We start from the raw sequence: 20,862 nt of genomic DNA on the forward strand, positions 1-20,862 counted from the left end.
ATTGGTCGATGACCTGGAGTACGCACAGCAGGGAGCGCCGTGGCGCGCGCCCCGTTTCTCATCAACAGCTTCGAATGAAGCGACATGTATCGTGGACGCGTTTCGCGTCGGCGCCCGAAAAGGCTGTCGGATGAAAACTTCCATATCTCATCGCGGATGGAGAGCGATGTTTCACAAAGCTCCTCATTGATGCCCTTCAGACCTCCCAAATAGCCTTTGGCACTAAGCACTCGGGCGCAACCGGCGCCGACGTTCGCTCTCATCCACTGTCACGTCTGTGCAAGCTTGCGCGCGATCGCCCTCTTGCAGCTATGAAGCGCCAGTCTGCGGACAATTTACGTGTGAGCCTGTCCGGTCAGGCACGCTTTACGCTAGCAAGGCGATGCAGCCAGGAGACGACGTGCCCGGATTATCAATGCCTGGCACACTCGATGATCGTGGTTCGCAGCGGGAGTCTAATGCGTTGCTTTGGACTTGATACATTTGCACTCCGTCGCTGGTTGGAGGATCTGGGACGCTGATGTCTATTTCGGAGATCGTACAACTTGACGTTACGGGCGGTTCAACCCTCTCCGGGGATTTTCTCACGTAAATTTTCCTGACGTACTCTCATTTGGCGGCGACAAGCTGACGTAAGCAGCAGAGGACAGAGGATTCACAGCGCGGTTGAATCGTTTGAGAGTTCAATTTGGACCTATCGTAAGCATTCCGCCTGCAAGCGCGAGCTGGACCGCAGTGAGGGCTAATCGGCCCGTTTACGGTAACCGATGTTCCGCTCCCACGTTGTCCTCGCCGCCGTGATCTGTGATCGCCTATCCATGGACGAGCAACGGGAATTTCTCCATGGAGAGTACATTGGAGTTTCTCACGACCAGAAAGTCTGGACGTGAGCCGCATCGGCATTGGCCGGACGAGATCAAGGCGCAGATCGTTTCGGAGAGCCTTCGGCCCGGAGCGTTGGTGAATGAAGTCGCAGAGCGCTACGGCCTGAAGCCGAACCACCTTTCCACCTGGCGGACGATGGCGCGGCAGGGCAAGCTGGTTCTGCCACAACCCGAGGACGCGGCGGAGTTCGCAGCGGTCATCGTCGAGCCCCCATTTCGGAGCCGCCGCTCAAGAAAGCCAACCGCCCCGAGATTCTCTTCGGCTCTGTGACGATCCGTCTGGAAGAAGACGCATCTGCCGCCCGGATCGCCTCTGTCGCGCTTGCATGCGCAGGTTCCTCATGATCTTTCCGTCAAACCGCGTTCGGATCATGGTGGCGACCAAGTCCGTCGATTTCCGCAAGGGTCACGACGGATTAGCGGCGCTGGTAAAGAACGAGCTGCACAAGGAACCGTTCACAGGAACGGTCTTCGTATTCCGATCCCGCAAAGCGGACCGCCTGAAGCTGATCTACTGGGATGGCAGCGGTCTGGTGATGGCCTACAAGCGGCTGGAGGAGCACACGTTCACTTGGCGAGATATCAGGGACGGTCTGATGACCCTTGGGCTGCCCAGTTCGAGGCGCTGTTTGCGGGCTCGACTGGCGTCGGGTTCGTACCGTTGAGGCAAGAGCACCGACCGCAATCGAATAGGTGCGGCACGATGACTCGAGCGAGAAATCCGGACGGCGAACAGAGGTAGAGTTTGACAAACTTCCGGCATGTTGGACGCCGCCGATTTGCCGGACGATATTGCTGCCTTGAAGGCGATGCTGCTCGCAGCTCAAGCGCGTGAAGTCCGCAAGGATGATCGGATCGAACGGCTAGACAAGCTGGTCGCCGCCTTCAAGCAGGCTGCCTTTGGGCGCAAGTCCGAGAAGTCTGATCCCGAGCAATTCGATCTCGCATTGGAAGACCTGGAAACCGCCATAGCGGCCATCCATGCCGAAGATGAAGCCGATAGCCCCTCGGGCAAACCGAGCCCCAAATCTCGCGCCGCCAATCGTGGCTCTCTTCCCGCCCACCTTCCTCGTGTCGAAGAGATCATCCAGCCGGAGAGCTTGATCTGCAACTGTGGCGGTGGCCTGCATTGCATAGGGGAGGACGTATCCGAGCGGCTGGATGTCATCCCTGCGCAGTTCCGTGTCATCGTTACTCATCGTCCAAAATACGCCTGCCGTGCCTGTACCGACGGCGTAGCGCAGGCTCCAGCACCTGCACGATGATCCATGCAGGATTGCCGACCGAGGCGACCATCGCGCATGTGCTGGTGTCCAAGTATGCCGATCATCTGCCGCTCTACCGCCAGGCCCAGATCATGAACCGCCAGGGGATTGATCTCGACCGCTCAACACTCGCCGACTGGGTTGGTCGGGCAGCTTTCGAACTGCGTCCGGTTTTCGATGCCTTGCTTGCGGACCTGATGCGGTCAACGAAGCTCTTCATGGACGAGACCCGTGCGCCGGTGCTTGATCCAGGTTCTCGTAAAACCAAGACAGGATACTTCTGGGCGCTGGCCCGTGATGATCGACCGTGGGACGGAGGTGCGCCGCCGGGGATAGCCTTCACCTATGCACCCGGTCGCGGCGGGCTACATGCCGAGCGGATATTGCGAGGATTTACGGGCATCCTTCAGGTGGATGGTTATGCCGGATATAATCGGCTGATCGCGCCGGATCGTGTTGGGCCGAACATCCAACTTGCCTATTGTTGGGCGCATGCTTGTCGTAAACTGGTCGAGATCACTCGCACCGGATCAGCGCCGATTGCCGACGAAGGCTTGAAGCGGATCGGTGAACTCTATCGGATCGAGGCAGAACTGCGCGGTTCCGCACAAGCTCGCTCGCCGGGCGGCAGGAACGATCAGCGCCGCTAATCGCGGACATGAGGGTTTGGCTGACGCATCATCGCGCCCGTGTCGCGGGCAAGTCGCCGCTCGGTGAGGCGTTGGCCTATATCGCCAAACACTGGGATGGCCTTTGCGTCTTCCTGACTGACGGCCGGATCGAGATCGACAACAATACGGTTGAGCGCACCATCAGGCCGATTGCGTTGAACCGGAAGAATGCCCTCTTTGCCGGACACGATGCAGGAGCGGAGAACTGGGCGACCATCGCCTCACTCATCGAAACGTGCAAACTCAATGCCGTCGATCCGTTCGCCTACCTGTCCTCCACACTCACCGCCATCGTAAACGGGCACAGGCAGATGCATATCGACGTGCTGATGCCGTGGAACTATTCGCGGCGGACAAATGGCTAAAGTTTGCAGGATGCCCTGATCGAACGAGCAGTCACCTGCTGAACTGTGATAGCTGTTCGACAATAAGCACGATTGCGATAGTAATCATCGCGACACCGGAAGCTTGTGCGACCAGCCGAGCAATGCGTGGTCTGGTTCGAAGGACAGCACGTGAGGTGGCCGACACTGCTGTGTAAATCACGGCACAATTGATTATGTGAACTACGCCCAGCAAGGCGATTTGTGCCGATATCGGCCACGTAGACAGACGACTGGTGAACTGCGGTAGGATGGCCAGGAAGAGCAGCAGCGCTTTAGGGTTGATGCCGCTGATACCAAAGCCGCGCGTCAGCCACTGATACCAACTTCCTGTCTGCTGTTGACCTGCTTCCGGAAGGGGCGGGCTCCGTGAAACCGCAAGCCCAAGATAGAGCAAGTAGGCCGCGCCGATCAGTGTAAGCCCAGTTAGGACAGACGGCACGCTGGCGACGATGGCTCCCACACCAGCGGCTACTACTGTCGTGATTGCTACGTACCCCAGCAACATTCCAGCCACGGCAGGCACTATCGCACGATCCTTCATGCCTGCCGATATCGCGTAAGCCCAATCGGCTCCTGGTGTCAGGACAAGTGACAGCGACAAAGCCCAAAAGGCGGCGACCAAACCGATTTCCATCTCATGCACCTCTGATTGCGAGATGCGGATTTTTACGGCGTCGCTGGCGAAATGTGCTCCCAAATTATTGCAATGAACGAGCGATCTGAGGCATATTCTCTCGCATGGACGCAATTGACCGCAAGATACTTGCTATTCTTCAACGCGAAGGACGCATTTCTGCTACCGACTTAGCGGAGCGCGTCGGTTTAAGCCTTTCGCCTTGCCATCGTCGATTGAGAGCGCTGGAAGAAGCCGGAGTGATAACGGATTACAGAGCCTCCGTAGAGCCATCGAAGCTGGGCCTTGGGTTTGCGGCTATTGTTTATGCGACTCTTCGCGAGGGGAGCAGAGAAAACGTGTTGGCGTTCGAGAAGGCGCTGCTCGGGGTGCCCGAGATAGTCCAAGCCCAGCGACTCTTCGGTGAGCCTGATTACATGCTTCACGTCGTCAGCAAGGACCTAGCTACATTCCAAAGACTGTACGACGACAGCCTTCTCGCCCTGCCACACGTCATGCGCCTCAATTCGACGTTGGTGATGAAAAGTGTAATCCCGAGCCGACCATTCCCGATCTGATCTCAGGTGGGAGGAAAACACCGCTTACGCTTCTCCGCGTTGCCGGCGAGATCACTCCTGCATCGCTTTGCTGTTATCAGGCCCTTGCGGTTGACTCGAGAGGACTTTGCTGCCTGCGGTCGAGTTCGAGTTGATGATGATTGAGCGATCCTTGCTGGCCGCTTAGCAAGGATCAGTAGGTACCTTTCGGCGAGCAGCCGTGCGACAGAGCATGTTGTCCTGATTTGCTGGGAGTGCGTCGAGCCGAGTCCAGATGAGTGGTGCAGGTCCATCTTTCAAATCGATCGTCGGCAGAATCCATTGTTCGCTACTACACGCCGCTCGCCGCGAGACATCTCACCGGGCGATCATGGCGGCGAAGGTACGGTGATTTACGGCGCTCAAACGCCTCAGCCGGCGAGCCACCCATCACCGGCACTCGGTGAGCGCAAGTACCTCGCCCATGAGGCACTCTGGTTCGAGGATAGTCACTTCCGAGCCGTTCTGCTCGCTTTGATTCCTCCGCAGGCCCGCTCGTTGATGTGCACTCGCGTTCTACGCGATCTAAAGTGCGGTCGAGCGCGTCGATGGCTGACCAGAGCGGCTCATCGAGAGATCATTCTTTGTCGCTTGGCCAGCGATGAGCTCCCTTAACTTTTCGGTCGCGTCAATGGCCGCCTTCATGGCAACACGATGGAAGGAGGACTGGAGCATGACGCGAACACGCAACGGAGCTCCGTAGCGCAGGATGGCTAATGGTCGCGGCAGCGTTGCCTCGCGATGAAGGCGCTGGGCGTACGCCGACCGTGTTCGCCTACGAGCGGCGGCCAAAAGGAAGCAAGCTTGCCGGACGTTACCATAGGTCACGACAGGATGGATCGCGACCGATTGCTCGCTTCAGATTGATCAATATACCTGGAGTAAGCCCAGGCTCGCCGGATAGCCAGCCCCGGAAAACCGCGGCCCGCGCTTCGTACTCTGCGGGAGAGTAAAGCCGCCCGAGTCCGCGGCCCCGGCGCGGCTTTAAAGGCAGATCGGCGTGTCCTTGGCCGCACGCGCAGCAAGAAGCGCGAAGCACCCCCCTCAACCTAGTGGAAGTCGGACTTCCTCTCTGGCCTTTCTCACCGCATCGTAGACTCTGATCTGCAGCATGGGACGGCGTCTCTTGAGCTCCACCGCTCCATCCTTGCTCGCGTACTCGGTTTTGAATTGACCATCCACTTCGAGCACATAACCGGAAGCTGGGAGTACACGAGAGGGTGCGACCATTCTGTTCCTTTCGAGCGAAAAGTTTGACCGCAGGTCCCGCCTGAGCCGCGCCGGCAGGATATTGTGCGAATTGATGACGTGGCGCGAGCACATCTAACCATCAAGAATTGAGCGCGCTATCAAGACATCCACTACCGCTTTCGCTGAATGCTCTAGGTTCTGCTCCATGGTCCTGAGATGAATATCCGGTGTTTCTGGTGCCTCGTAGCAGGCGTCGATTCCGGTGAAGTTCTTGATGTTGCCTGATTTCGCCATTGAGTACAGCCCTTTCGGGTCTCGCCGCGCGCATTCCTCGATCGGCGTATCGACAAAGACTTCTATGAACTCTTCGTCGCCAACAAGGATGCGCACCCTGTCCCGTTCGGCTCTCGTGGGCGAGATGAACGAGCAGATCACAATCAAGCCGCTGTCGGCCATCAACTTGGCAACTTCACCGACACGCCGAATGTTCTCCACGCGGTCCGCCTCCGAGAAGCCCAGATCGGCGCTTAATCCGTGTCGGAGGTTGTCGCCATCCAGCAGCATTGTATGCCGCGACATCGCAAACAGCTTTTGATCAACGAGGTTCGCAATCGCCGACTTTCCCGCGCCGGACAGGCCGGTGAACCAAATGACGCAAGGCTTCTGATTCTTGAGCGCGGCACGTTCCCTCCTATCCACGGATAGGGCTTGCCTAGCAATATTGGCGGTCTGCCGCAGCGGAACGGCAATCATGCCGGCCCCCGCCGTACGATTGGTGTAACGATCGATGACGATGAATGATCCGGTCTTCCGATTGACGTCATAAGCATCGAATACTGCGGGCATTGTGGTCGCAACATTACAGAAGGCGATCTCGTTCAACGAAACCATCCCGGCGGCCAGATGCGCACAAGTGTTGACGTCGATCCGATGCCGAATTTCGGTAATGCTGCCGGAAATCGTCTGCGATCCGATCCGCAGGATGTAATTGCGTCCGGGAGCGAGCGGCTCCTCGTCCATCCAAATCACATAAGCAGCGAATTGGTCGGCGACCTTCGGTTGATCGTCCGGTCGGGACAGAATGTCGCCGCGGCCGATATCAATTTCGTCTTCCAGTGTAATGGTCACCGCATCCCCGGCTTCGGCGCCGACAAGGTCGCCACCGTGGGTCACGATCCGCTTGATGCGCGTGGTCCGTCCCGACGTGGCGACAATGATCTCATCCCCCGCCGAGATCCTCCCCGAAACCACCGTCCCGGCATAGCCCCGAAAATCCGGATTTGGCCGGTTCACCCATTGTACCGGAAAGCGGAAAGCCTGGCTTGCGGTGCCGGACTGGATGTCAATGCTCTCCAAATATTCAAGCAGGCAGGGACCACGATACCAGTCGGCACGCGCGGAGCGGTCTACGACGTTGTCGCCGTATCGCGCCGAGATCGGGATCGGAACGATCGAGGTGAAGCCGAGACCGGCGGCGAAGGCCATATAGTCGCACGCGATCCGATCGAAGCACTCCTTGTCGTATGCGACAAGATCGATCTTGTTCACTGCCAGCACGATATGACGAATACCGAGCAGCGCACAGATAAAGGAGTGGCGGCGCGTCTGAACCATCACGCCTTTGCGGGCATCGATCAGGATAATGGCGAGCTGGGCTTGCGAGGCGCCGGTAGCCATATTGCGGGTATACTGCTCATGGCCGGGAGTATCGGCCACCATGAAGGAGCGCCGCGGCGTAGTGAAGAAGCGGTAGGCAACATCGATCGTAATGCCCTGCTCCCGTTCGGCCTCGAGGCCGTCCACAAGCAGCGCGAAGTCGATGTTATCCCCGGTGCTACCGTACTTGATGCTGTCGCGTTCCAGCGCCGTGATCTGATCGTGGTAGATCATCTTGCTGTCGTGCAGTAATCGGCCGATCAGCGTCGATTTACCGTCGTCCACCGAGCCACATGTGATGAATCGTAACTGATCCTTCGTCCGGGCCGGAACCGGTTCCGTTGTCGGCTCTGTAAACATCAAAAGTAGCCTTCCCGCTTCTTCTTCTCCATTGAAGCGGCTTCATCGGTGTCAATTAGGCGCCCCTGGCGCTCCGACACGGTCGCGGTCTGCATTTCTGCGACGATACCTTCGATCGTCGTCGCATCGGATTCGATAGCCCCGCTCAAGGGATAACATCCAAGGGTGCGAAAGCGGATCATCCGCATTTCCGGCGTCTCGTCGCAGTTAAGCGGCAATCGCTCGTCGTCAACCATGATCATCGCACCATTTCGATGCACTATCGGTCTTCGTTTTGCGAAGTAGAGCGGAACGACCGGAATTTTCTCGATCATGATGTATTCCCACACCTCGAGCTCGGTCCAGTTTGACATCGCAAACACGCGCATGGTTTCGCCCTGGCGAATCCGTGTGTTGAATAGGCTCCAGAGCTCCGGCCGTTGATTACGGGGGTCCCATACATGTCCGGCCGAACGGAAGGAGAGTATCCGTTCTTTCGCGCGACTCCTTTCCTCATCGCGCCGGGCTCCGCCAAAGGCGGCATCAAATCCGTGGAGGTCGAGCGCCTGTTTCAGCGCGTCCGTTTTCATCACCTGGGTATGTAGCGCGGAGCCGGAATCGATCGGATTGATCCCACGCGCGCTGCCGTCCTTGTTGACATGGACAATCAGGTCGAGGCCGAGCCGCCTGGCTGTCGCGTCTCGGAAGCTGATCATCTCGCGGAACTTCCAGGTCGTATCGACGTGAAGCAGGGGGAAAGGTATTTTTGCCGGATAGAACGCCTTGATCGCAAGGTGTAGCAAAACGCTTGAATCTTTTCCGATGGAGTAAAGCATGACGGGCCTTTTGAACTCGGCGACCACATCACGCATGATTTCTATCGATTCAGCTTCGAGACGGTGCAGATGTTTTGGCAGCATATATCTTGTTTTCGGTGCAGGATCTCTGTTCTTCGCCGCTCTATGGCTCCAGCCCAGAGCGGGGAATATCCGCGGCAGAAATGGCCGGCCAAGGCGCACGGCTCGTCAATGAGGCCAAGACCCGTTCGACAGCACACTTCGGACGCGGCAGCATATCGCATTCTGCCGCTCGTACGGCCGGCGTGCGGCACACCTGATCGGAGATCAGCGTGCCGGTTAAGTTGGCTAAATCAACCAGCGTGGCTTGATCACAAGCATTCAGAGTCCTTAGGAGCTCCCGAGGATCTGCTCAAGCCGCGCGACCTCGCCTCGCAACATCTCGATAGCTACGTCCCGGTTCTCCGAAATGTTCCAAGTAGTGTGGGCCGACTCTCCAGCGTGAGATAAGCCGGACAGTCCTCCCGCCTTGGCACTTCGCAAATCCCACCAGGTTCGGAATATCCGACGATAGAGTTCGGTTACTTCCCGTCCCCTGTCCAGAACTCCGGCTTTCTGGGCATGCAGCAGTTCCTGCTCATATCCGAGTTCCACCAAAAGCTCGGCACCGACCAGATCGGTCACGGTTTGCATCTCTTCGACGCTCAATTGAGATTGCCATGATTTGACAGAGCTTTCGTCGATGGTGTTTCGTTCCAGGATTTTTCGGTCTCCAAAGCTGCTGGACTGAAGATAATCTACTCGTCCCATGCTCGCCGATGCGACGCCTCCTGGATCACAGCCGAGCGCTGTCAGTAGACGCTGGATTTCCTGGTCCGGGTGCGCCACGAGCAGTTCGTATTGCACCAAATGAGTCTGCGGGCGAATACGTTGCGCGGCGAGCCTAGGAAGACCCAAAACCAAATCGGCCAGTGAAGATATTATGCCATCGGGCAGTCGAAGCATGAGGTCAGCGAGACTGGATACGCTCACCGGCTGCGCGCTTTCTGCCCGCAGTGGGATGCCCCACGTCGATTTCAGTGAAGCGGCGATGGCGTAGGGATTGCGCATCAGAAGGATGTGTGGCGATTCCGGATAGACGGATTCAACAAATTCAAGTGCCGTCCAATAGCGTGGTGTCTTATCTATGATGATGCGCTTACCCGCTTTTGCCAGATACTGATCGTATGCTGCATCTGCAAAAGCGCGGCTAACGATCGTGCGATCTATCCGTCCCAAGAATTCGGAGGTGGCGGCCTCAATTAGAGAGCTGCCGGCCGGATGACGCCGATCCACCTTGCCAATTGCTTCAAGCGCCAGCATTAACCAGGGTTCAGGCGGAGCCACAATGTCTGGATGGAGCTGCAGCAAATGTGCCAGGAGTGTGGTCCCGGATCGTGGAAGACCAAGGAGAAAGCACACCTCAGGTGAACGACCAAAACGTCCGCTCATCATTCAGACACTCGTGCTTGGCAAGCGCCATCTGTCGGCGCTAGCTCGATTGGGCGAAACAAAGCCGGCCGCCGGATCACATGGGGGCAACCGCTTGCGTACAAGGAGTCGAAAGGACAAGAATTTTGTCTGCCACTCATGACTTGAGACCCGTTCAGTCCGATCGGGCGGGATCACAGAACGATAACTGCAATCGCTTCCCCGATTGCTCGACCGATAAAACGAAATCAAGCAACAGCTCAATTGCACGAAGATTGACTGCAAATATAGCAAAGGTTGAAAAGAACTATACGGACGTTTGCCAAAGACCGCGCGCGGCACATCATGCGCTGGGGCATTGAAGAGGTAACTGCGACATGCACGTTGCTGAGGCTCGGCATACACAAACGTAGGCATATGAGCGGAGTGCTGCAAAGAAGCAGACTATAACGCGGACATCACACATGGCAGGACGCAGCAATCTTCTCAGCGCGGTAGCGATCCAGACGCTACTTCCAGTGAGCACCGCCGTTGGTCGGCCAACACACTGGATCGGCCGTTCATGTGGGAGATCCTCGATTGGGCCATCACCAAGGTAATGTCTTCACTGCCGATTGGTCACAACCGTTGAGACCACGTCTAAGATAGTCCGTCAATAATGAGAGGATGCTGGAGCTCCCACCGCGACAGTGAACCAGGATCCAAACACTCTCTCAGCGCGGATCCGTAAAGCTAATTTCCGACAAAATTTCTATGGGTACTGAGGGCGGCCCAGCGAGCCGCCCTATCGCGCCAGTACCAGCGCTGCTCAAAACTACCGTTGGTGTCCGAGCCCGATTCCAAGATGCAAGGCCTTCTGGCGGAGCGCACCGACGCTGCGTTTGGTCATCTTTGCTATTTTTATGACCGGGGTTCGGGCCTTCGAATGGACTTTGAGCTCCTTGATATCTGCCCTCGTCCATTCGCGCCGCTTAACGCGTTTCTTGGTTGCTTTCTTCACGATGAATGCTCCTTTTGAGAGGAGCGGCTTGTAGCATAGTTTTCACGGCACGACGACCGCAAAAAACAGACAATATGATAGAAGTGGCGCCAGCGTATAACTTGGTCATGCCTTCCAAACGCGAGACGTCTGGGCTAGTACAACTGTGGAACTGTAAACTTCATATACACCTCGCGCTCTGAGAACGTTCCAATCAACGCCCTTCTATTCGCAGCTAAGCAACTGACACTCTCTGGAATGAGTAAGCCAACCCCGAGATCAGTTTAGCCGACCGTCGTCTCGACCACGCTGATGTGCATGAAGAGGCCAGATTCTCCATCCCTCAGGTTAAATCAAGCCAATATCCCTAGCCGCGTTGAACAACTTCGCAATACCCATTACAACGCCACTGTTTCCAAATGTGAACTTCGAGGTGTAGTTGAGTACATCACCATCAGCAAGGGGGTGATCGGCTGACCGTCACGCCGGCAGCGGTTTACGTGGGCTCAATCGCTTGCCGTGGGGCGCTTTCTGCCCGCGTTCGTTCCCACCTGCGAAGTCAAAGGGGCGGTTGCTCAGCTTTCGGCTGTTGCGCGATTTGTCGCTCAACCTACGCCTGCATAGCACACCGATCTAAGTGTTCGAGCGTCTCAAAATATTCCCTTCCCTCCTCGGTGAGGATCCAGCACCCGGCCTCCCGCATCAGCTTTGGCCGAAAATACCGAGTTGGGGCGCGCGGCTGCGCTGCGCTTCATACGAGCTGGCCACTCCGGGCCGCTGCTATACAGATAGCCAATGCTGCTTAACGACTTCGATGCTTGCCCGACCGTGCGGCTGGCCGGCAGCATCTTGAGGTAGACAGCTGAAAACTCACGCACACGCCCTTGACCCAAGGAAAAGCCCGACAACGCCTATTTTGCGGTAAGCTCCAGAGGCGCGCCCCGCCTTCAAAAGAAAGCTTCCTCCTTAAGCCCAATGCGCGACACCCGCCTGCTGTCGCCGCGGTAAGCACCGCTTTCGACGGCATCGGCCACATCCTGCCCGAAGTTTCCGAAGAACGGTTCAGCATTAGATAGCTGCGTTGACTAGGAGTGTGACGAGGTCTCAAGTGTCGCCTTGGACCGGTACGAGATCAAACGACGTCGGTGGTAACCACGCTGTTGTACATCTTGACGAATGACGTCGCTCACGGAACGAACCGCCCGCTTCTTTCTCTTCCAATTGCCGTCCAATCCCGCGGGGATCCCAAAGCCTGTCGGAATGACCAAAAGATCGTGTCTTTGGTTCAAATAGATATCGAACATGTGGTGTCTTTTGTCGCACGAGCGTAGACCGGCCGTTCATCGGTTTGGTGACATCGAAGCAACAGTCTCCCTTAAAGTCACTGGACGATCAAATGACATTCGAAAGCTCCCGTCCTGATACGTCAAGACCGTCACGGGCACGATGGTGGCGCAAGATGTGAGCGTGTTCACGTCCCAACTTAGGGTCCGCTGACAGGCGCACTCGCCGATCGTCGGCCTGAAACGTGGCGAGAGTACATCTAATTGACTCAGCTACTTTGCGGCTTTGCGGAACCTACGCTACAGTTTTTTGGTTCTGGCAACTAGTTGATGCAGCATAACCTTGACCAGTCCTAGCGAGCACACCCTCGCCAGCTATCAGGCTTCCCAAGCAATGGCTTTACGAGGCGCCGCCTCGGGAAGCAGACGATTACGTTTATCGCCGGTATAGTTGAAGAAATCCTCCGTCCCGTCTTCGCGGACCGTGTCGAGAGTAAAGCAAATAAAGATCCACCTATGGCGGTGCCGAGCCGGTATGACCGGAAAGCGACTGTGTTCAAGGATCCGGGCCAGTTCGGGGCAGGCGTCGTTGACTAAAACGACGTCAGGAGGGACCGAAAGGACGTTGATATCTATGTAAAGACTGGACAACGGCAGATCGTCATCGTCGTAAGCTGGGGAACCATTTTTGAGTGGTTCGGGCGCGACTATCACTTGCGCATTGCTTCTGGCAAATAATCAGCCACCTTTTCAAGACCGCACGAGCAAAGGGTCATCGGTCGATGCACCTTCACGTTAAGCTCCCGCAACGGGTTCACAATTCCTTCGACGTCCTCATTCAGTTCGTCGAGATAGCGGTCCTGGATTCGGTGGCGGACCCGTGCGCCAGCTTGCGTACCTGCTGCCGCCGACGAGAGAACGCGGACAATACCACTCCCAGCGAAGCTTAAGATTGATATAAGAGAATAGATCGCAAGAGAGTTCGCGATCGTGAGCCGCATGATTGGTGGCCGTACCCACCACGACTTCCTTCACTTTCGACCCCTCGTCGTACGAATTTAAGGTCACGCTTCCGGTATTGGCCGTGCCTTCAGGATTCCACAGACCGACTGCCGATCTGTGCCGATTGTGTAAGTGGAGCGTCTGCCATAGTAAGGCTACCGCACGGAATGGCAGCGGCCGGAAGTAAGCTTGATCCGGAGCGCCGCCGCCAAGGCTCGAAGGCGGACGCCGGCCATTGTAGAAGGCGAGGTATCGTCCGCCCGAGACGCGGGCGTCGGACACAGTCTCATAGGCATGCTCGACGAATTCGTTGTCGCGCCGGGCAAGCAAGGGGGATGCCATGACTGGCGAGCACGCTGGTGAACGTCGGGCCCGTGAACTACGAGCCTTGGTCGGTGAAGATGTCCCGCTTTCGTGGAAATCTCAGGAAGGGCGAAACCCTTGCTTGCTCATGAGAAGCTCGTCCTTGGGGATCCTCGAAAGGCTGATTGGATGGATTAGCTAATGCAGGTGAGGTTCGAAGCTCCAACACATCGGCGAAGATTGTCCAATCGCGGACACTCTTTTGCTTGCAAAAATCAGTCTCCGCCTGCTGAGCAGCAGCACTCAGGGAGGCGGCATCGACCTTGAATGCTGCCTGGCACGCACGATGCTCGCCGCCAGTATCGTCACAAACGGTCTTAATAAACCGAACATTAAATGAAGGCATGCCCCTCTCTTCCCGTGGTTCGCTTATCTACTATTCTGCCATTCGCACCGAGAGTACTTGATCTGCCTCAAGCAGCACCCCAAGAGGTCTGTCCGCTCGTCCGAAGATAGATCCAGATGTAACAGCGCGGCGCGAGCCGCTTATTGTCGCGAAGAACAGGGATGGCCTGTCTGTCCTACCTGCCTTATCGCACGACGCTTTGAGCCGAGGGGCAGCGCCTCTCAGGAGCCTCATGCCGACGACCGGGAAAATCAAGTGTTTGATCGAGGATTGTCTCGCAGAGACGATCGAGGGCAACATGCACTAGCATTGCAGGCGCGCGCGTGCAGATTTTCCATATGCGGCGGCGAGGCACTATACGCGCAGGCGATCGTGCAGCAATCAGGCAAGGAACCCCGATCTTGCATCCGACAGTCCACCAGCCGCCGCCACAGCAAAGCCGATCATAAGGCTTGTCGCAGCCCACGTTTCCACGAGCCCAGGTCCGGACTTCAGTGCCAAACCCTAAGGGTGGGATCAGCCCCGGCAAGGCTACCGACAATGAAAGGCGAACAATCGTTTGACCATCCGCGTGCACGGAGCAATGAGGAAAAATGCTGCCGTAACCCTTGGAGCGTGAGTTGCGCCTCAAATCAACACGCTGGCGTCTTGCAGAGAGTGCGAGGCCCTGGCGGACTCCCGAGTTCGGACATGTCGACTGCCAACGCGGGCGTCTGTGGCACGTAGCTGCCGCTCGAGCTCAACCACTCCGGATGGACTGGCCTTTTGACCCGCATCAATGCTGCGGCGACTCCGTCCTGATAGCAGTCATCTTCTAGTAAGGTCATACGCATGGCGGAAAGAACGACTTGAGCCCATGATGCTTTCATGTCCGGGTACCAGCGATCACTTTTTAGGACTCCTTCCGGACGCAGCCGAGCCGCGGGTCGATGACCTGCACATGATAAGTTGCGCCGCTTGCGATGGCGTCTACTTTATCGACCTGCGGACAGGCCCGATTATGGGCTCCGAGCGAAGCTACGTTCATTCTAATGGTGTCAACCGAATCCGGCGTCTTCGCGCGCTCGCTGGAGCGCGTGGTACGCGCGCGAGAGCGCGGCTGAGGTCGCCCGCACACCCACGCCATGACGCTGCAGAACACGGAGATGTGTCACCAACAAGAGATGTGACATGACGGAAAGCCGGACCATCTACCCCGCCGCGGGCCGGATTGCTGGAGCTGCAGACCAGTTTAGTTCGTGCAGAACAGTTACAAATACCAACAGCCGAGGTCTTGAGCTGACCCAGATCGATTCGACTGAAGCTCAGGCCTTGTTTCCCGGCGGAAATCTAAATATTTCGGTTCGCGAGCGGACCGTGTTCCGTACCAACGATGCGACGGCCGATAGCCCTCTGCCGCGGCTCACGCCATCGATACCGCGCGCCGTCCGGTCTAATCGGGCAGAGCCTGTTCGCGCGGAAACCAAGCGATGTTCGCAATGTTCACAAGGTTGTCTAAATTTGTCAGCTCGCAGCGATGAACTTCGTCCAGGATCTAATGGCGATTCGATCTGGGAGCGGCTCGAAATCATGCCGCCCTTCGATCAGGATCTGGAGATTGCCGTGATCGAGGGCAATTCAATTCACCGGGTGGTCTTTCCTTGTCGCCGGGTGTTCGGCGGATGGATCAACGCGAATACCGGAGAGCACGTCGCCGTGCAGCCGACGCATTGGCGTATCTGGCTCGGATAGCGGCGGCCATCCTGCACAATAGATTGGCGTGAGTTGAGGCAGGAACTGGGTTCGGCGTCCTCTCGTCGGAAACTATCTAGAGTTTCCTGAATGAGAGCGCCTGACGGGAAACATGTCCGAGCGGACCGATTGTGGTGGGGGCTTGCGGTGACCGTCCGGCATCACTCCTCGCATTGCTGTCGCAACCGTTCCCAATGTACTCGCGAGCGACACACCTCTGTGTAGATTTTGACTCTCAGACCAAACGATCGCTTACCACGTCATAATTAACAACGATAAATGTGTCGATATGAGTCCATATTTTCGGCGAATGTTTCTCGCCTTGATGAACCGTCGGCTATTCTCTCTCGGCCAAGTAGCGCGACGCGTCAGCGTCGTTCCTCCGGGTTCACCTCCTTCGGACCACCAACTGGGGCCTGGCATTTTGGTTGGCCCCAAGGCTTGCTCGAGATTGCGGAGAGCGCAAATGACCACAAGCAAATTCGCTTGGTCGAGAACAGACCCGAGCGCGGGATCAATGGTTTTGCGGATCGGATGCTGCACGCAGTTCGCGGGCGGCAGCGACCATGTTGGTTAGCGCAGGTCGAACCTCCTCCCAGTTGCGCGTTTTTAGGCCGCAGTCCGGATTGACCCAGAGCTGCCATTCCTGCAAACGCGTCCGAGCCAGTACCATCAGCTCCTGCATTTCGCCCACCTCGGGAACGCGTGGAGAGTGGATGTCGTACACGCCCGGTCCGATTTGATTTGGATAGTCGTACTTGCTGAATGCGTCCAGTAGCTCCATTTTCGATCGCGACGTTTCGATCGAAATGACATCCGCATCCATTGCAGCGATCGCACCGATGATGTCGTTAAACTCTGAGTAGCACATATGTGTATGAATTTGCGTTTGATCGGCAACGCCCGATGAGCAAATGCGGAAGCACTCTCCGGCCCAATCGAGATATGCCTTCCACTCCGATCGGCGCAAGGGCAATCCTTCGCGGAGTGCCGCTTCGTCGATCTGGATCATGGCCGCACCGGCATTCTCGAGATCGCGGACTTCGTCGCGGATCGCGAGCGCCAGCTGACGGCAGACCTCGCTTCGAGGAATATCATCGCGAACAAACGACCAGTTCAGGATCGTCACCGGTCCGGTCAACATCGCCTTCATCGGCTTGCTAGTTAGTGATTGCGCATAGCACCACCAGTCCACAGTGATCGGCTTCGACCGCACTACATCGCCAAACAGGATCGGGGGCCTGACGCAGCGCGAACCATAAGACTGTACCCATCCCTTCCTGGTAAATAGGAAGCCGCCGAGTTGCTCGCCAAAGTACTGCACCATGTCATTGCGCTCAAATTCGCCGTGCACGAGGACGTCAAGACCGATGTCCTCCTGCCAACGTACGGCGCGGGCTATCTCCTCCTTGATGAACCTGCCGTATTGTTCGTCGCTCATCGCGCCTAGCGCATGCGCCGCACGAGCATTTCGAACCTCTCTGGTCTGCGGAAACGATCCGATTGTCGTGGTGGGAAAAGCTGGTAGTCCAAAGCGCGCCCTTTGGATCTCGGAACGACGGGCAAATGGGCTTGCGCGCCTGCGCATCGTCTGGTCGATCGCCCTCATCCGGGTAGCGACATTGGCATCATGGATCTTCGGCGAAGTCCGGCGGGCAGTCGCAGCGCATTCCGAATCGGCAAGAGCGAGCCCAACATTTTGGTCGCCAGCGAGTGCTCGCGCCAGGATCGCAAGCTCACGCATCTTCTGAACAGAGAAAGCAAGCCAGCTCTTGACGTCGGACGTGAGCCCGGTCTCGAGTTCAACATCGACCGGCACGTGAAGCAGCGAGCAGGATGGAGCGAGCTGTACACGGTGCTTGCCGAGCTTCGCAATCGCGGGCTCCAGCCGCTGACGAAGGGACGACAAGTTCGACCGCCATACATTCCGGCCGTCGATGACCCCGAGCGACATGACGAGATCACTTCGGCCGACAGCGACGATCTTATCCAACAACTCTGGCGCTCGAACTAGATCAAAGTGCAGACCGGAAACCGGGAGGCTCAATGCGGTATCCAGATTGTCGCCTAGCTCGCCGAAATAGCTGGCAACCATGATCTTGATAGCCGGTCCCTCCTTTGCGAACCGGTTATAGGCATGTAGCAATGATTTTCGCACCGCTTCGTCCAGATCAAGGACCAGGCAGGGCTCGTCAAACTGAACCCAACTTGCCCCTCGTTCGGCCAATTCATGCAGAACGTCGATATAGACCGGTATCAAATCATCCAGTAGGGAGAGGGGCTGGAACGCGCTATCGGCACTCTTACCGAGATTTAGGAATGTGACGGGCCCGATCAGGACAGGGCGGGTTTGAAAGCCTAGAGCCTTTGCTTCCACATACTCTTCAATGGGTTTGCGAGAGCAAAGTCTGAACCCCTGTCCCTTGTAAAACTCGGGAACCATGTAGTGGTAGTTGGTATCAAACCACTTAGTCATTTCCTGCGCGGGTGCGCCAGACCCCCGCGGGCCCAGACCGCAACTCGCATCCTGATCGTCGCATTGTGATCCGCGAGCCATGGCGAAGTACGTCTTGAGGGAAACGGATTCTCCTTTCGAGGCGTAGATCTCCGGGATAGCGCCAACCATGACACTTGTATCGAGCACCTGATCATACAGCGAGAAGTCATTCGACGGAATGACCGTGACGCCGAGAGACTTCTGACGAGCCCAGTTCGCTGCGCGCAGGCCGGATGCGTCCTCGAGCAACTGCTGTTCGCTGATCTTTCCGGCCCAGTAGCTTTCAAGAGCGAATTTGAGCTCACGCCTTGGACCGATGCGTGGCGTACCGAGCGTAGCAACCGGAAGAGAGAGAAGAGACATAGTGTTAACCCCTGTTGGGGACAGAGGCCATGGCGGACGCAGGCAGAGGAAGTCGCGCGCGCGACGGCTGCTTGGCGCACCACCGAGACACCCCGCCCGTGGACCAATCTATCGTCGGGGCAGGTCTCCTGGCTCGCTGGCTCATCGCTGCTGTCCGGCCTTCCCAAAGCCGTGCGGGCTTCAGTGACATCGTTGGACAGTAGCTCGCCGCTCACAGTTGCGGGGGCAGCGCCGGCATTTGGACCGGCTTCCCTCTTAGCTCCGGATCAAGTGGGATTCGGAGAACCTCGACGAGCTTGGATTATCGGCAGGAGGACTCTTCCGTCAACCTCTCAGATTATGTGCCACGCTATCTGCGACATCTACTAGGCGAATGACCGTCCATCTCTATGATTCTCTAAACAGAGCTGTCGCAATCAGAGATGTCCTTGTCAGATGTCGGAGTGCGACTCGGAGCTGCCTTGAGGCGACGCCGCCCGCCCCATCAATGAAGGGACAAAACCAGCCCGCGTAGCGGCGATTACCGCCGTTTCGAGCAGAATGCATTCGATGCGGCTTCCGATTTCCAGCGGTTCGCCCAGCACATCCGCTGGCCAGCTATTTTCTCGACTAGAGGATCCCCATTGAACACGTCAAGGCAGGAGGCGCAATCTAGCAACATACGCGGCGAGCAGGTTGATTTTCGTGCCAGCCAGACTTCTCGGCTTCGTATCGCCAGCCATCATGTAGGCCGAACGCCGACGGCAACTTTAGCGAACCACCCGGTTCAATGACGGCAAACACACCGTCGAATCTCATCAGGCACTTGGCATCGAGGCGCTCACCTCTTCCGCAAACTATCTGTGCGGGACAAGGATGCACAAACTACGCCGATACACTGAATGGAAACATCGAAACGTGCGCAGGTCGGAAAGTCGACAATAGGGACATAAAACCCCGTGCAAATCTCCGCCTGCTGCCTGGCACGAAGAATGCAAGCCCCTCGACATGCCCAGTCTCTTCTGCTGGGGATGTCCAGCTCAGCCAATTGACGCTGTCGCTGGCTATGGAAGTTAGCGGCGCGTGACATAGAGGGGAGCGCCTGCCCGCGCGGGACAGCCGCGGGTGCCCCGTCGCGTCTCCGTAAACTTCTTGCGCTCGCTCATAGCAGGTTCAAGGTTGCCCGCCTTGAAAGATGTACGGATGAAACGTGATAGGCCGAGGGTTATGAAGAGAATGTCGGGAAGACCCGCGCTATGGCTTCGCATGGGCGGACTTCTAATCTGCCTAGCCTGGCCGGCTGCCATGAGTAACACTATTCGCGCCAGCGACAACCCACTTGTCGAAAGACTCAAGTCAACGTGGCGAGCGCAAGATGGTGAGACGATAGAACAAATCATCTCCAATGTCTCGAAGGTGGCACAGTTCGTCCCTCAGATGTGGGGGGTCGCTGAACTTGGCGAAAACGACCATGTTTTCGTTTCGTGGACCAGGCACCGAGACAACAAATCAGACGAACAGTACGCTATCACCTGGAAAGTCGCGCTCGACGGTACGATTGAGCTTGCGTCAACCTATGCGAAGCCGATGGAATTGGGCTGGCGTGCCCTAGCGCTCTCGCTGATCGCCAAAGAAGTCGCAGATGGTGAAAGGGACGCAAATCTTAGCTTTCTGCATGATCCAAGTAACTTCAACTTTGTGACTACGCCGCAAGGCCGGCTCGGCGATCTTCTGCGGCAGGGCCGATGCACTATCATTGAACCTGTTGGGGTCGACTACTTACCCAAGCAGAATGACAAGCCGAACGAGAAAGGCGATCTATGGCGCATTCTGCTCTTGGTGAATTGCGATATCCAAGGACCACGTTATTTTACACACAACGGGGTCATCACCTTCGAGAAGAGCGAAGGCCAAGATTGGGAGCCACAATCCTCTTTTGCCAAGCGCATCGCGAAATTTCCTCCGGGCTCCTGGTTCCAACGGACCGAGCCAAAGGAAGAGGAAGACTAGGAGAGCGAAGGCCTTAGCAGACGGTCGCGCAGGGCAACATCGCACCGCAGCTGCCGTACGGTCGAACGCCTCGTACCAACTGCAAGACATACGCGCTCTGCAGTTGCGTTGTTTACGGCTCCGCAACAGTCCCGCTGCCTTTCTCGCAGCAGTTCGGCCCGCCGTAAGGAAGGTCGAGCAGCACAATTGCGTTCTTCCACCACGTGTCGAGCTTAGCTGTCGCGCGCCATGGAAAACTGCCCCCTCGGCGTCATGAGGAATTGCCCCCTCCTCGGATAGCTGAGGAGAGAGTGAATGAAGCAGGAACGAATCAGTGAAGGCTCGACGTGGAGTGATCCACGGGGGCAGGTGATGAAGACGCCGGATGACGTGGCGGAGATGTTGCGCCTGAGGGCGTGCGGGTGGGGTGTGAAGCGGATTGCGCGGCAGCTGGGCTGCAGC

The 20,862-nt window shown here is 57.1% G+C and carries 13 protein-coding genes, 2 pseudogenes and 1 riboswitch; of the genes and pseudogenes, 6 read left to right on the plus strand and 9 right to left on the minus strand.

The window, feature by feature from the left end; translation table 11 throughout:
* Window positions 1-843: 843 nt before the first annotated feature.
* The 3 genes and pseudogenes from I6F16_RS35375 to I6F16_RS35385 all read left to right on the plus strand — a co-directional run bounded on the left by I6F16_RS35375 (window position 844) and on the right by I6F16_RS35385 (window position 3,185).
* Complete coding sequence (locus I6F16_RS35375; RefSeq protein ID WP_225174493.1) at window positions 844-1,155, plus strand: transposase; 312 nt, start codon at window positions 844-846, stop codon at window positions 1,153-1,155.
* A 70-nt stretch (window positions 1,156-1,225) separates the two neighbouring features.
* Window positions 1,226-1,549, plus strand: a complete 324-nt coding sequence (gene tnpB, locus I6F16_RS35380) for an IS66 family insertion sequence element accessory protein TnpB (RefSeq protein ID WP_225174494.1) — start codon at window positions 1,226-1,228, stop codon at window positions 1,547-1,549.
* Window positions 1,550-1,645: 96 nt separating this feature from the next.
* Window positions 1,646-3,185: pseudogene (locus I6F16_RS35385) on the plus strand (IS66 family transposase).
* Window positions 3,186-3,216: 31 nt separating this feature from the next.
* Here I6F16_RS35385 and I6F16_RS35390 read toward each other — a convergent pair.
* Complete coding sequence (locus I6F16_RS35390; protein WP_225174495.1) at window positions 3,217-3,903, minus strand: LysE family translocator; 687 nt, start codon at window positions 3,901-3,903, stop codon at window positions 3,217-3,219.
* Window positions 3,904-3,944: 41 nt separating this feature from the next.
* Between I6F16_RS35390 and I6F16_RS35395 the strand changes: the two genes are divergently transcribed.
* Entirely contained in the window at window positions 3,945-4,397 is a 453-nt protein-coding gene (locus I6F16_RS35395; RefSeq protein ID WP_036016017.1) for an Lrp/AsnC family transcriptional regulator, read from the plus strand.
* A 1,341-nt stretch (window positions 4,398-5,738) separates the two neighbouring features.
* Here the strand turns inward: I6F16_RS35395 and cysN are convergent.
* From cysN to I6F16_RS35430, 7 genes and pseudogenes are all read right to left on the minus strand, one after another.
* Window positions 5,739-7,622, minus strand: coding sequence for a sulfate adenylyltransferase subunit CysN (gene cysN, locus I6F16_RS35400; protein ID WP_225174496.1), 1,884 nt, complete (start codon window positions 7,620-7,622; stop codon window positions 5,739-5,741).
* Window positions 7,622-8,578, minus strand: a complete 957-nt coding sequence (gene cysD, locus I6F16_RS35405; protein ID WP_085969306.1) for a sulfate adenylyltransferase subunit CysD — start codon at window positions 8,576-8,578, stop codon at window positions 7,622-7,624. Before cysD ends, cysN begins: the two co-directional genes overlap by 1 nt.
* A gap of 210 nt (window positions 8,579-8,788) precedes the next feature.
* Entirely contained in the window at window positions 8,789-9,892 is a 1,104-nt protein-coding gene (locus tag I6F16_RS35410; protein ID WP_276574071.1) for a sulfotransferase, read from the minus strand.
* A gap of 790 nt (window positions 9,893-10,682) precedes the next feature.
* Window positions 10,683-10,868, minus strand: coding sequence for a hypothetical protein (locus tag I6F16_RS35415; RefSeq protein WP_074448398.1), 186 nt, complete (start codon window positions 10,866-10,868; stop codon window positions 10,683-10,685).
* Window positions 10,869-12,508: 1,640 nt separating this feature from the next.
* Window positions 12,509-12,844: a hypothetical protein gene (locus tag I6F16_RS35420; protein ID WP_202948392.1), complete on the minus strand. Its 336-nt coding sequence runs from the start codon at window positions 12,842-12,844 to the stop codon at window positions 12,509-12,511.
* Window positions 12,841-13,131, minus strand: a complete 291-nt coding sequence (locus tag I6F16_RS35425) for a hypothetical protein (protein WP_202801512.1) — start codon at window positions 13,129-13,131, stop codon at window positions 12,841-12,843. The genes I6F16_RS35420 and I6F16_RS35425 overlap by 4 nt, the downstream gene beginning before the upstream one ends.
* 154 nt (window positions 13,132-13,285) lie before the next feature.
* Window positions 13,286-13,544 (minus strand): annotated as a pseudogene (locus I6F16_RS35430) (IS3 family transposase); the annotation flags it as partial.
* 1,467 nt (window positions 13,545-15,011) lie between these two features.
* On the opposite strand from I6F16_RS35430, the gene I6F16_RS35435 reads away from it, so the two are divergent.
* Window positions 15,012-15,572 (plus strand): hypothetical protein, encoded by a 561-nt coding sequence (locus I6F16_RS35435; protein ID WP_162131276.1) that lies wholly within the window; start codon window positions 15,012-15,014, stop codon window positions 15,570-15,572.
* A 514-nt stretch (window positions 15,573-16,086) separates the two neighbouring features.
* Here I6F16_RS35435 and metE read toward each other — a convergent pair.
* The gene (metE, locus tag I6F16_RS35440) at window positions 16,087-18,432 is read right to left on the minus strand and encodes a 5-methyltetrahydropteroyltriglutamate--homocysteine S-methyltransferase (protein ID WP_225174497.1); all 2,346 of its coding nucleotides are present in this window, start codon (window positions 18,430-18,432) and stop codon (window positions 16,087-16,089) included.
* A 100-nt stretch (window positions 18,433-18,532) separates the two neighbouring features.
* Window positions 18,533-18,737: riboswitch (cobalamin riboswitch) on the minus strand.
* A gap of 979 nt (window positions 18,738-19,716) precedes the next feature.
* Between metE and I6F16_RS35445 the strand changes: the two genes are divergently transcribed.
* On the plus strand, window positions 19,717-20,421 hold the full coding sequence (locus I6F16_RS35445; protein WP_225137372.1) for a nodulate formation efficiency C protein: 705 nt from the start codon (window positions 19,717-19,719) through the stop codon (window positions 20,419-20,421).
* The last annotated feature ends 441 nt before the right edge of the window (window positions 20,422-20,862 follow it).

Source organism: Bradyrhizobium sp. IC4060 (assembly GCF_020193715.1).
Classification (GTDB): domain Bacteria; phylum Pseudomonadota; class Alphaproteobacteria; order Rhizobiales; family Xanthobacteraceae; genus Bradyrhizobium; species Bradyrhizobium yuanmingense.